The sequence below is a fragment of the Arcobacter ellisii genome (assembly GCF_003544915.1).
GTDB lineage: Bacteria > Campylobacterota > Campylobacteria > Campylobacterales > Arcobacteraceae > Aliarcobacter > Aliarcobacter ellisii.
Genome location: NZ_CP032097.1, coordinates 2,403,199 through 2,417,085, shown reverse-complemented (window position 1 = coordinate 2,417,085; position 13,887 = coordinate 2,403,199). Strand labels below are relative to the sequence as shown.

General features: G+C 31.1%; 10 protein-coding genes and 1 tRNA gene. All 11 read left to right on the top strand.

What is annotated here, in order from left to right; genetic code table 11:
• Positions 1–169 precede the first annotated feature (169 nt).
• Complete coding sequence (tuf, locus tag AELL_RS12280) at positions 170–1,378, top strand: elongation factor Tu (RefSeq protein WP_118918229.1); 1,209 nt, start codon at positions 170–172, stop codon at positions 1,376–1,378.
• Positions 1,379–1,389: 11 nt separating this feature from the next.
• On the top strand, positions 1,390–1,560 hold the full coding sequence (rpmG, locus tag AELL_RS12275) for a 50S ribosomal protein L33 (RefSeq protein ID WP_118918228.1): 171 nt from the start codon (positions 1,390–1,392) through the stop codon (positions 1,558–1,560).
• Between the two features lie 41 nt (positions 1,561–1,601).
• Positions 1,602–1,677 (top strand) — tRNA-Trp (locus AELL_RS12270).
• Between the two features lie 82 nt (positions 1,678–1,759).
• Positions 1,760–1,942: a preprotein translocase subunit SecE gene (gene secE / locus AELL_RS12265; RefSeq protein WP_118918227.1), complete on the top strand. Its 183-nt coding sequence runs from the start codon at positions 1,760–1,762 to the stop codon at positions 1,940–1,942.
• Positions 1,943–1,951: 9 nt separating this feature from the next.
• A complete protein-coding gene (gene nusG, locus AELL_RS12260) occupies positions 1,952–2,479 on the top strand; it encodes a transcription termination/antitermination protein NusG (RefSeq protein WP_118918226.1) in 528 nt (175 codons plus the stop codon).
• Positions 2,480–2,573: 94 nt separating this feature from the next.
• Positions 2,574–2,999: a 50S ribosomal protein L11 gene (gene rplK / locus AELL_RS12255; RefSeq protein WP_118918225.1), complete on the top strand. Its 426-nt coding sequence runs from the start codon at positions 2,574–2,576 to the stop codon at positions 2,997–2,999.
• Positions 3,000–3,078: 79 nt separating this feature from the next.
• Positions 3,079–3,777 (top strand): 50S ribosomal protein L1, encoded by a 699-nt coding sequence (gene rplA / locus AELL_RS12250; RefSeq protein WP_118918224.1) that lies wholly within the window; start codon positions 3,079–3,081, stop codon positions 3,775–3,777.
• A 164-nt stretch (positions 3,778–3,941) separates the two neighbouring features.
• Positions 3,942–4,430 (top strand): 50S ribosomal protein L10, encoded by a 489-nt coding sequence (gene rplJ, locus AELL_RS12245; protein WP_118918223.1) that lies wholly within the window; start codon positions 3,942–3,944, stop codon positions 4,428–4,430.
• 48 nt (positions 4,431–4,478) lie between these two features.
• The gene (rplL, locus tag AELL_RS12240; protein ID WP_014475174.1) at positions 4,479–4,850 is read left to right on the top strand and encodes a 50S ribosomal protein L7/L12; all 372 of its coding nucleotides are present in this window, start codon (positions 4,479–4,481) and stop codon (positions 4,848–4,850) included.
• A 169-nt stretch (positions 4,851–5,019) separates the two neighbouring features.
• The gene (gene rpoB, locus AELL_RS12235) at positions 5,020–9,168 is read left to right on the top strand and encodes a DNA-directed RNA polymerase subunit beta (RefSeq protein WP_118918222.1); all 4,149 of its coding nucleotides are present in this window, start codon (positions 5,020–5,022) and stop codon (positions 9,166–9,168) included.
• Positions 9,158–13,684, top strand: a complete 4,527-nt coding sequence (rpoC, locus tag AELL_RS12230) for a DNA-directed RNA polymerase subunit beta' (RefSeq protein ID WP_118918221.1) — start codon at positions 9,158–9,160, stop codon at positions 13,682–13,684. Before rpoB ends, rpoC begins: the two co-directional genes overlap by 11 nt.
• The last annotated feature ends 203 nt before the right edge of the window (positions 13,685–13,887 follow it).

Genomic DNA, 13,887 nt, shown 5'->3' with positions numbered 1-13,887 from the left:
ACTCTATAATAATTTATCTCCCATTAAAGTTTTTTTTAGTATTTTTTAAATATAATACGCAACACGATTTTATTTTTAATAAAATTGATAATAAATCCCCTCTGAATAGAGAAGCCTAGTGGCTTATCTACTCAGAGGGCAATAACCAAAAATTTAGAAGGGGAATTCTATGGCAAAAGAAAAATTTTCAAGAAATAAGCCACACGTTAACATCGGTACAATTGGACACGTTGACCACGGTAAAACTACTTTAACAGCTGCTATTTCTGCTGTTCTTGCAGTTAAATATGGTGGAGAGATGAAAGATTATGATCAAATCGACAATGCTCCAGAAGAAAGAGAAAGAGGAATTACTATTGCTACTTCTCACATTGAGTATGAAACAGATAAAAGACACTATGCTCACGTTGATTGTCCAGGACACGCGGACTACGTTAAAAACATGATTACTGGTGCTGCTCAAATGGACGGAGCAATCTTAGTTATTGCTGCAACAGATGGACCAATGGCACAAACAAGAGAGCACATCTTATTATCTAAACAAGTTGGGGTTCCATATATCGTTGTATTTATGAACAAAGAAGATCAACTTGACCCTCAAGATAGAGATGAAATGTTAGAATTAGTTGAAATGGAAATTAGAGAATTATTATCTACTTACGATTTCCCAGGTGATGACACTCCAATTATTGCAGGTTCTGCATTCCAAGCATTAGAAGAAGCTAAAGCAGGTTCTGTAGGTGTATGGGGAGAAAAAGTTGTTGCTTTAATGGAAGCAGTAGATACTTATATTCCAACTCCAGAAAGAGATGTTGACCAAGATTTCTTAATGCCAGTTGAAGACGTATTCTCTATCTCAGGAAGAGGAACTGTTGTTACTGGAAGAATTGAAAAAGGAACAATCAAAGTAGGTGAAACTATTGAGATCGTTGGATTCTCTGATACTAAAACAACTACTGTAACAGGTGTTGAAATGTTCAGAAAAGAAATGGAACAAGGTCAAGCTGGTGATAACTGCGGTATTCTTTTAAGAGGTATCAAAAAAGAAGAAGTAGAAAGAGGACAAGTTTTATGTAAACCTAAAACAATTACTCCACATACTAAATTCAGATGCGAAGTGTATATCCTTTCTAAAGAGGAAGGTGGAAGACATACTCCATTCTTCTCAGGATATAGACCACAATTCTATGTAAGAACAACAGACGTTACAGGTTCTTGTACTTTACCAGAGGGTGTAGAAATGGTTATGCCTGGTGATAACGTAGAAATGACAGTTGAATTAGTTGCTCCAATTGCTCTAGACAAAGGTACAAAGTTTGCTATTAGAGAAGGTGGTAGAACTGTAGGTGCTGGAGTTGTTGCTGAAATCATTGAATAAGGATTTAGTAAATGGCAAATGCAGTAAGAATTAAAATTGGATTAAAATGTCAAGAGAGTGGAGATATTAACTACACTACTTGGAAAAACCCAAAAACTCACACTGAAAAGTTTGAAGTTAAAAAATATTGTCCAAGATTAAAAAAACATACTTTACACAAAGAAGTAAAATTAAAATCTTAATATAAAAGACTTGTAGTTTTCTACAAGTCTTTTAACCTAGTAGGTCAGTAGCTCCAATGGTAGAGCGCCGGATTCCAAATCCGATGGTTGTGGGTTCGAATCCCCCCTGGCCTGCCACTAAATTTTTTTAAAAGAAGCACTCTCTTTTTTTGAAAGAATTTAAAAGCTTAAATAGTAGTAATCAAAATTGGAGCCAGTTGTGAATAGATTTAAAAATTATTATGCTAATGCAAAAGCAGAATTACTAAAAGTAATTTTTCCTATAAAAGAACAAATTAGATCAGCATATTTATCTGTTTTTATTGTAGTAACTGTAATTACTTTGTTCTTAGCTCTAATTGATGGAATAATGTCATTAAGCTTATCTTCAATAATAAATTAAGGGAACGAAATGGCACATAAATGGTATGCAATACAAACTTATTCTGGTAGTGAATTATCTGTAAAAAAAGCTTTAGTTAAATTAGCTGAAGAAATGGCAGATGATAGAATAGCTGAAGTTTTAGTTCCAACTGAAGATTTAATTGAAATCAAAAAAGGTAAAAAAACAATAGTTGAAAGACCTTTGTATCCTGCATATGCTTTTGCTAAAATTGATTTAGATACAGGATTATGGCATAGAATTCAGTCAATGCCAAAAGTAGGAAGATTTATCGGTGAATCTAAAAAACCAACTGCACTTTCTGAAAAAGATATTAATTTAATTTTAGAAAAAGTTAAAAATAGAGCAGCAGCAAAACCAAAAGTTTCATTTGATGAAGGTGAAATGGTAAGAATTAATGAAGGACCATTTGCAAACTTTAACGGAATAGTTGAAGATTTTGATATGGTTTCGGGATTATTAAAATTAAATGTTTCTATCTTTGGAAGAAACACTCCAGTGGAAATATCTTATACTCAAGTAGAAAGAGTTATTTGATATTTCAAATATAGGCATTAGGCAAAAAAACTAGCTTCTTAAAATAGTTTTCTTGCCTAATGTCTAATCATTAAAAAATTTTTAAAGGAATAGCATGGCTAAAAAAATTCAAGGGCTAATTAAATTACAAATACCTGCGGGTGCTGCAAATCCATCACCACCAGTTGGACCAGCATTAGGTCAAAGAGGTGTTAACATTATGGAATTTTGTAAAGCTTTTAATGAAAAAACAAAAGAGAAAGCAGGGTATAGAATCCCTGTTGTTATCACTGTTTATACTGACAAAAGTTTTACATTTGAATTAAAACAACCACCAATGACAGATTTAATTAAAAAAATCTCTGGTGTTAAATCAGGTTCAAGTAATCCACTTAAACAAAAAGTTGGAAAACTTTCAAAAGAGCAAATTATGGAAATCGTTGATTTAAAAATCAAGGATTTAAATACAGATGATAGAGAAGTTGCTGCAAAAATTGTTGCAGGTTCAGCTAGATCAATTGGTATTGAAACAGAATTATAATAAACATTCTGTTTTAAATAAGTCTTACCACCGGACTCTATAATGGCGGTAGCAAAATAATAAACTTGCGGAGAAAAAAATGGCAAAAATTTCAAAAAGATATAAGGCATTAGCTGAAAAAATTGAGAATAGAAAATATTCTTTAACTGAAGCTTGTGCAGCAGTAAAAGAATTAAAATCAGCAAAATTTGACGAAAGTGTAGAAATCGCACTTAACTTAAATGTTGATCCAAGACATGCTGACCAAATGATTAGAGGTGCAGTTGTTCTTCCAAATGGTACAGGTAAAACTGTAAGAGTTGCAGTATTTGCAAAAGGTTTAAAATTGGATGAAGCAAAAGCTGCTGGTGCAGATGTTGTTGGAAACGATGATTTAGCTGAAGCAATTCAAGCTGGAAATATTAACTTCGACGTATTAATTGCAACTCCTGATTGTATGGGAATTGTAGGAAAAGTTGGAAGAATTTTAGGACCAAAAGGTTTAATGCCAAATCCTAAAACTGGAACTGTAACTATGGATGTTACTAAAGCTGTAAATGATGCTAAAGGTGGTCAAGTTACATATAGAGTTGACAAAAAAGGTAATATGCAAGCAGGAATTGGTAAAGTTTCATTCTCTGCAGAAGCAATTAGAGAAAATGCAGCAGCATTTATCGCAGCTATTAATAAAGCTAAACCTTCAACTGCAAAAGGAAGATATATTACTAATGCAGCTATATCGTTAACAATGAGTCCATCAATCATTTTAGATAACATGGAAATTATGGAAATTAGATAAGGTTTACCTTATCTAATTTTTTTTTAGCATTCAATAATGAAGATTAAATCTTTATTATTGAGTGTTATTCAAAGCACTGAAATAAAACTGAAGGCAGCTGGTAAGAAACACCTCCGTTTCTTGTAAGTCCCGCCTAAGTCGATGTTTTGAAGGGAGGAGAAAAAATGACTAGACAAGAAAAATCAGAAATTATTAATTTTTTAACAGAAGAGTTCAAATCTTCTTTAGCAGTTGTTGTTTGTGATTACAAAGGACTTACTCATAAAGAGTTAGAATCTTTAAGAAAAGAAGCTAGAGCTAATGGAACAAAAGTTCAAGTTGCTAAAAATACTTTAGTTACTGTTGCTGTTAAAAATGCAGAACTTGGTGATGTTGAATTAAGTGGTACAAATATTTTCTTATGGTCTGAAGATCAAATCTCAGCTTGTAAAGTAGCTGATAAATTTGCATCTGCTAACAAAGAAAAATTTGCTATTAAATCAGGTATCATTGAAGGTAAAATTGCTGACTTTGCTACTGTTAATGCGTTTGCTAAATTACCATCAAGAGAAGAACTTCTTGGTATGCTTGCATCTGTATGGATGGGGCCTGTTAGAAACTTTACTATTGGTCTTGATGCACTTAGAAGAAAAAAAGAAGAAGAGGCAGCTTAATTATTTAAGCTATTAATATTAAAATAAAAAAATAATAAGGAAAATGAAATGGCAATTTCTAAAGAAGACGTTTTAGAATTTATCTCTGGTTTATCTGTATTAGAATTATCAGAATTAGTTAAAGAATTTGAAGAAAAATTTGGTGTATCTGCTCAACCTGTAGCAGTTGCTGGTGGTGCTGTTGCTGCTGTTGAAGCTGCAGAAGAAAAAACTGAATTTGATGTTGTTATCTTAGATTCAGGTGACAAAAAAATCAATGTTATTAAAGAAATCAGAGCACTAACTGGTTTAGGATTAAAAGAAGCTAAAGATGCAGCTGAGCAAACTCCTTCTACAATTAAAGAAGGAATCTCTAAAGCTGACGCTGAAGCAGCTAAAGCAGCTTTAGAAGCAGCTGGTGCTAAAGTAGAAATTAAATAATTATTTATAATTATTGACTGTTATACAGGGTTTTCCCTGTATATAAGTTCAGCATCTTTGAGGGTTAAGGTTAAAATTTTGTGAAATTTTAACCTTATCCTTTATGGATGCTTTTGTGCTTTATATAAATAAAAAGCAAACTTAACCAAATTTTATAACAAGGCCGACAATGTTAAACTCTTTAAAATCTGGTAATAGACTTAGAGTTGATTTTGCAAAAAATCCACAACAAATTGAAATTCCAAACTTACTACAATTACAACAAACTTCATATGATACTTTCTTAATGATTGGTCAAGAAGATAGATCTGCTGCTGGAATTGAAAAAGTATTTAAATCTATTTTTCCAATACATGACATTCAAAACAGAATAACTCTTGATTACTTAGGTTCAGAAGTAGGTAAACCTAAATATGATGTAAGAGAATCTATGGTTAGAGGATTAACATATTCTATTCCTCTTAAAATCAATATCAGATTAACATTATGGGATTTAGACGAAAAAACTGGTGAAAAAATCGGTGTTAAAGATATGAAAGAACAATCTTTATTTATTAGAGAAATTCCTTTAATGACTGATAGAACATCATTTATTGTTAATGGTGTTGAAAGAGTAGTTGTTAATCAATTACATAGATCACCTGGTGTAATTTTTAAAGAAGAAGAATCTAATACAGCTGATAATAAACTAATCTATACTGGACAAATTATTCCAGATAGAGGTTCTTGGTTATACTTTGAATATGATGCAAAAGATGTATTATATGTAAGAATTAACAAAAGAAGAAAAGTACCTGTAACAATTTTATTTAGAGCATTAGGTTACTCTAAAGAAGATATTATTAAATTATTCTATCCAATAGTTAATATTAAAGTTAAAAATAATAAATTTTTAACTGAATTTAATCCTGACGATTTTATGGGAAGAATTGAATTTGATGTTAAAGATGATAAAGGTAATTTAGTTATTGGAGCTGGAAAAAGATTAACAGCTAGAAAAGCTAAAGCATTAATTGAAGGTGGATTAAAATTAATTGAATACCCATTAGAACAATTAATGGATAGAAGTACAGCAAACACTATTTATGACCCAGAATCTGGAGAAGTATTATTTGATGCGTTAACTAATCTTGATGAAATTAAATTAAAAAAACTTTTAGATTTAGGTTTTGATTCATTTGATATTGCAAATGATTTAGCACCAGGAATTGATAGCTCAATCATCAATGCATTTAAAGCTGATGCAGAGTCTTTAAAACTTTTAAAACAAACTGAGCAAATTGATGATGAAAATGATTTATCTGCAATCAGAATTTATAAAGTTATGAGACCAGGTGAACCTGTTACTAAAGAAGCTGCTAAAGATTTCGTTAAAAAATTATTCTTTGATCCAGAAAGATACGACTTAACAAAAGTTGGAAGAATGAAAATGAATCATAAATTAGGTGTTAATGTACCTGAGTATGTTACTACTTTAACTTATGAAGATGTTATCAAAACAGTTCAATATTTAGTAAAAGTTAAATCTGGACATGGTCATATCGATGATAGAGATCACTTAGGAAATAGAAGAATTAGAGCAATTGGTGAATTATTAGCAAATGAATTACATGCTGGTTTAATCAAAATGCAAAAAGCAATTAGAGATAAAATGACTACTTTATCTGGTACATTAGAAGATATTATGCCACATGATTTAGTTAACTCTAAAATGATTACTTCAACAATTACTGAATTCTTTACATCTGGGCAATTATCTCAATTTATGGATCAAACTAATCCATTATCTGAAGTTACTCACAAAAGAAGACTTTCTGCACTTGGAGAAGGTGGACTTGTAAAAGAGAGAGCTGGATTTGAGGTAAGGGACGTTCACCCAACTCACTATGGAAGAATTTGTCCAGTTGAAACTCCAGAGGGACAAAATATTGGACTTATCAATACTTTATCAACTTTCTCAAAAGTTAATGATTTAGGATTTATCGAAGCTCCATATAAAAAAGTTGTTGATGGTATAGTTACAAATGAAATTTCATACTATACAGCTACTCAAGAAGAAGGACTTGTAATTGCTCCTGGTTCAACAAAAGTTGATGAAAATGGAAAAATTATTGAACCTCTAATTGAAGTTAGAAAAGATGGTGAAATCTTACTAATGGAAAGAAGTAGTGTTGATTTAATTGACATCTCTTCTCAAATGGTTATGGGGGTTGCAGCTTCTTTAATTCCTTTCTTAGAACACGATGATGCCAACAGAGCACTTATGGGATCGAACATGATGAGACAAGCTGTTCCATTATTAAGACCAAATGCTCCAGTTGTTGGAACTGGTTTAGAAAAAATTGTTGCACGTGATGCTTGGGAAGCAATTAAAGCAAAAAGAGCTGGACTTGTAGAAAAAGCTGATGCAAAAAATATTTACGTAAGAGGTGAAGATGAAAACGGTGCTTTCATCGACCACTATATTGTAAATAAAAATGTAAGAACAAATAATAATACTTCATTTGGACAAAGAATTGGTGTTAAAGAGGGTGAATTTGTTCAAAAAGGTCAAGTAATTGCTGATGGTCCATCAATGGATAAAGGTGAATTAGCTGTTGGAGTTAATGCAATGGTTGCCTTCATGCCATGGAATGGATATAACTACGAGGATGCTATTATCCTAAGTGAAAGATTAATTGAAGAAGATGCATTTACATCAGTTCATATTTATGAAAAAGAAGTAGAGTGTAGAGAATTAAAACATGGTAATGAAGAGATAACTAGAGATTTACCAGGTGTTAAAGAAGAATCAATTGTTCATTTAGATAATTCAGGTATTGTAAAAATCGGTACTTATGTAAAACCAGGAATGATTTTAGTTGGAAAAGTTACACCAAAAGGTGAAATTAAACCAACTCCTGAAGAAAGATTATTAAGAGCAATCTTTGGTGAAAAAGCTGGTCACGTTATTAACAAATCTTTAGTATGTCCTACATCAATGGAAGGAACAGTTGTTGATGTTAAAGTATTTACTAAAAAAGGTTATGAAAAAGACGAAAGAGCAATAGCGGAAATTGAAGCTGAAAAATCTGAACTTGATTTAAAACACCATGATAAACTATTAATGCTTGATAGAGAAGAGATTTTAAAAATTAATGATTTATTATTAAAATCAACATTAATAAAAGACCTTGAATTAGACGAAGTTACATATAAAAAAGGTGAAACTATCCCTGTTGATGTGTTAAATAATGTTAATAGATTTGCAATGAAAAAAGTTGTTTCTTCTTATTCAAAAGAGATTGAAAAAACTTATAATGATATAAAAGAGCATTTCATTAAACAAAAAGCACAATTAAGAGATGAGCATGAAGAAAAACTTCAAATTTTAGAACATGATGATATTTTACCAAGTGGTGTTATTAAACAAGTTAAAGTTTATATTGCTACTAAGAGAAAAATCAAAGTTGGGGATAAAATGGCGGGAAGACACGGAAACAAAGGTATCGTTTCTAATATCGTTCCAAAAGTTGATATGCCTTACTTAGAAGATGGTTCTACAGTTGACGTTATTCTTAACCCACTAGGGGTTCCATCTAGGATGAATATTGGACAAATTCTTGAAGTTCACTTAGGATTAGTAGGTAAAAAATTAGGAGCTCAAATTCAAGAGATTTTTGAAGCTAAAAAAGCTGATTTTATTGCTGAATTAAGAACTAAAATGAGTGAAATAGCATCAGTTGCAAAATTAATGAATGGTAAAGCATTTATGGATTCTTTAAGTGATGAAGAATTAATCCAATATGGTCAAGATTGGGCAAAAGGTGTAAGATTTGCTACACAAATTTTTGATGGTGTAAAAGCTGAAGAATTTGCAAAATTATTTGAATTAGCAAAAATTGATACTGATGGAAAATGTGTTCTATTTGATGGTAAAACTGGTGATAAAATGAAGGAAAGAGTAAACGTAGGTTATATGTATATGCTTAAACTTCACCACTTAGTTGATGAAAAAGTTCACGCAAGAAGTACAGGACCTTACTCTTTAGTTACACAACAACCAGTTGGAGGAAAAGCTCTATTTGGTGGACAAAGATTCGGAGAGATGGAGGTTTGGGCACTTGAAGCTTATGGTGCAACAAATGTTCTAAAAGAGATGTTAACAACGAAATCTGATGACGTTGAAGGAAGAACAAAAGCTTATAGAGCGATAGCAAACGGTGAAAATGTTCCAAATTCAGGAGTACCTGAAACATTCTTCGTATTAACAAAAGAGTTAAAAGCTCTAGCTTTAGATGTAGAGATTTTTGGAGAGGTAGAAAACAATGAGCAATAATGAAAAAATGTTGTCACCAATTGAAATTAAAGAATTAGAAAGACCGCAAGATTTTGCGGCTTTCCAATTAAGATTAGCAAGTCCTGAAAAAATTTTATCTTGGTCTTGTGGTGAAGTTAAAAAACCAGAAACTATTAATTATAGAACATTAAAACCTGAAAGAGATGGTTTATTTTGTGCTAAAATTTTTGGACCAGTAAAAGATTATGAATGTCTTTGTGGTAAATACAAAAAAATGAGATACAAAGGTGTTGTTTGTGAAAAATGTGGAGTTGAAGTAACTTCATCAAAGGTACGAAGACACAGAATGGGACATATTGATTTAGTATCTCCTGTTGCTCATATTTGGATGGTTTCATCACTACCTACAAGAATTGGTACATTATTAGGTGTTAAACTTAAAGATTTAGAAAGAGTATTATATTATGAAGCATATATCGTAAGTGAAGCTGGAGAAGCTTATTATGATAATGAAAAAACTAAAAAAGTTGAAAAATATGATATTTTAAATGAAGAACAATATAGAACTATTTCTGATTTATTTGAACACACTGGTTTTGAAGCTAGTATGGGTGGACAAATTGTAAGAGATTTATTAGAAAATCTTGATTTATTTAACTTATTAACAGTTTTAAAAGAAGAGATGGAATCTACTAAATCTGAAGCAAAAAGAAAAACAATTATTAAAAGATTAAAAGTTGTTGAAAACTTCTTAAATTCAGGAAATAGACCTGAGTGGATGATGCTTACACAACTTCCAGTTCTTCCACCAGATTTAAGACCACTTGTTTCACTTGATGGTGGAAAATTTGCAGTTTCAGACGTTAATGACTTATATAGAAGAGTAATTAATAGAAATAACAGATTAAAAAGATTAACAGAACTTGATGCTCCTGAAATCATTATTAGAAATGAAAAAAGAATGCTTCAAGAGGCAGTTGATGCTTTATTTGATAATGGAAAAACTGCAAATGCAGTAAAAGGTGCAAATAAAAGACCTTTAAAATCTTTATCTGAAATCATCAAAGGTAAACAAGGACGATTCAGACAAAACTTACTTGGTAAAAGGGTTGACTTCTCAGGAAGATCTGTTATCGTTGTTGGACCTACATTAAATATGGACCAATGTGGTATTCCTAAAAAAATGGCTTTAGAGTTATTTAAACCACATTTAATGGCTAAATTAGAAGAAAAAGGTTATGCAACAACTTTAAAAGCTGCAAAAAGATTAATTGAATCAGAAGCAAATGAAGTTTGGGAATGTTTAAATGAAATCGTTGATGAGTATCCAATTTTATTAAATAGAGCTCCAACTCTTCATAAACTTTCAATTCAAGCATTCCACCCAGTTTTAATTGATGGAAAAGCTATTAGATTACACCCATTAGTTTGTGCTGCCTTCAATGCGGACTTCGATGGGGATCAAATGGCAGTTCACGTGCCTTTATCACAAGAAGCAGTTGCAGAAGCAAAAATTTTAATGATGTCTTCTATGAACATTCTTTTACCAGCATCTGGAAGAGCAATTGCTGTTCCTTCTCAAGATATGATTTTAGGTATCTATTATCTATCATTAGAAAAAGATGGTGTGCAAGGTGAACATAAATTATTCACTGATGTAAATGAAGTTAAAATTGCATTAGATATGGGTAAAATTGATTTACATGCAAAAATTAGAACAAAATTAAATGACAAAGTTATTCATACAACAGTTGGAAGATTAATTATTCATGAAATTTTACCTGATTTTGTACCAACAAATTTATGGAATAAAATTTTAAAGAAAAAAGATATTGGTTCTTTAGTTGATTATATTTATAAACATGGTGGTTATGAAGTAACTCCAAGATTTTTAGATAACTTAAAAAATCTAGGTTTTAAATATGCAACAACAGCTGGTATTTCAATTTCTATTGATGATATTAGAGTTCCTGAAACAAAAGTTGGACATATTGGTAAATCTAAAAAAGAGGTTATTGAAGTTCAAAAACAATTCTCTCAAGGTTTATTAACTGAGCAAGAGAGATATAATAAAATTATCGATATCTGGACAGAAGTTAATAATAAACTTGGTTCTGAGATGATGGAATTAGTAAAAACTGATAAAAATGGATTCAACTCTATTTATATGATGGCGGACTCAGGAGCAAGGGGATCTGCTGCGCAAATTAGACAGTTATCAGGTATGAGAGGACTTATGGCTAAGCCAGATGGTTCTATTATTGAAACTCCAATTATTTCAAACTTTAGAGAAGGTCTAAACGTTCTTGAGTACTTTATTTCTACTCACGGAGCTAGAAAAGGTCTTGCGGATACAGCGTTAAAAACAGCAAATGCTGGATATTTAACAAGAAAACTGATTGACGTTTCTCAAAATGTAAGAATTACAATTGAAGATTGTGGAACTCACGAAGGTATCGAAATTACAGATATTACATCAGGAAATGAATTAATTGAGTCTTTAGAAGAAAGAATTACAGGAAGAGTAATTGCTGAAGATATTATTGACCCAATTTCAAATGAGATTTTATTTGCTGAGGGTACATTAATAACTGAAGAAGATGCTAAAGTCGTAACTGAAGCAGAAGTTAAATCAGTTGTTATTAGAACTCCTTTAACTTGTAAAGTTGAAAATGGTTTATGTTCAAAATGTTATGGTCTAAACTTAGGTGAGCAAAGAAAAGCTAAACCAGGTGAGGCTGTTGGAGTTGTTGCTGCTCAATCAATTGGGGAGCCTGGAACTCAGCTGACACTTAGAACATTCCACGTTGGGGGAACAGCATCTGCTACTCAAACTGAAAGAGAATTAAAAGCTGATAAAGAAGGATTTATTAGATATTACAATATTAAAAAATATGTTAAATCTGATGGAAAAATCATTGTTGCAAATAGAAGAAATGCTGGATTATTATTAGTTGAGCCAAAAATTAATGCACCATTTAAAGGAAAAGTTACTGTTGAAACTTTACATGAAGAGACAATTTTAACAATTACAAATGGAACAGATACAAAAAGATATTATTTAAGAAAAAATGATGTTGCAAAAGCAAACGAGTTAGCTGGTATTTCTGGGAAAATTGAAGGTAAATTATATTTACCATACAGAGATGGTGAAGAAGTAGAGAAAAATGAATCTATCGTTGAAATGATTAAAGATGGATGGAATGTTCCAAATAGGATTCCATTTGCTTCTGAATTAAAAGTTGAAGATGGTGCTCCAATTACTTCAAAAATTATTTCTGGTTCAAAAGGTTTTGTAAAATACTATAAATTAACTGGTGATTATTTAGAAAGAAGACCTGATATTAAAGCAGGTGATGAAATCAATGAAAAAGGTGTATTTGCTGTAATCGTTGATGGTGATGATAGAGAAGCATTAAGACACTATATTGCTAGAGGTTCTTTAATTGTATTAAATGATAGTACAGAAGTTGAAAAAGATTCAATAATCTCTCAACCAGCAACAAGTGAGCAAGTTGTAATTGCAGAATGGGATCCATATGCAAATCCAACTATTGCAGAAAAATCAGGGATTATCTCATTTGAAGATATTATTCCAGGTGTAACTGTTTCTGAACAATTCGATGAATTAACAGGAACTTCTAAATTAGTTGTTAATGAATATATTCCAAGTGGATATAAACCAACAATTATTTTAGCAACAGATGACAAAGAGATTATTAGATACTCTTTAGACCCTAAAACTTCGTTAAACGTTGCAGAAGGTAAAAGAGTAGAAGTTGCAGATATTATTGGTAAAACGCCAAAAGCTACACAAAAATCAAAAGATATTACTGGAGGTCTTCCAAGAGTATCTGAGTTATTTGAAGCTAGACGTCCAAAAAATATTGCGATTCTTGCATCATTTGATGGTGTAGTATCATTTGGTAAATCTTTAAGAAATAAACAAAAAATTGTTATTTCTGATACAGCTGGAAATACAGCTGAGTATTTAGTAGAGAAATCTAAACAAATTTTAGTTCACGAAGGTGAGTTTGTTCATGCTGGTGAGGCTTTAACTGATGGTCAAATTTCTCCACATGATATTTTAAGAATTCTTGGAGAAAAAGCTTTACATTACTTCATCGTATCTGAAGTACAACAAGTTTATAGATCTCAAGGGGTAAATATTGCTGATAAACATATTGAGGTTATTACATCTCAAATGTTAAGACAAGTTTCTATCTTAGATGGTGGAGATACTAAATTTATCGTTGGAGATATGATTTCTAAAAAGAAATTCAAAATCGAAAATGAAAAAATTATAAAATTAGGTGGAAATCCTGCAATTGCTGAACCTTTATTATTAGGTATTACAAGAGCGGCTGTTACATCTGATTCTATTATTTCTGCTGCATCATTCCAAGAAACTACAAAAGTTTTAACAGAAGCTGCAATCAGTGCTAAAATGGATATGTTAGAAGATTTAAAAGAAAACGTTGTAATTGGTAGAACAATTCCAGTTGGAACAGGTTTATATAAAAACCAAAAAATTAAATTTTCTGAACAAGCATAATTTGAACAATAAGGCTTTTTAAGCCTTATTGGAATAACTACAATGGAAATTACTCTTTTACTTTTTATTTTTGTTTTGCTTGAGTTATTTGAAACTACTTGGCAAAAATCTAATACTCTACACGAATTATTACAGAACAATTTTTTTATATTTAAGAAAAATATATTTTTATACTTTATTTTTCATCCATCATTTTTTTATAC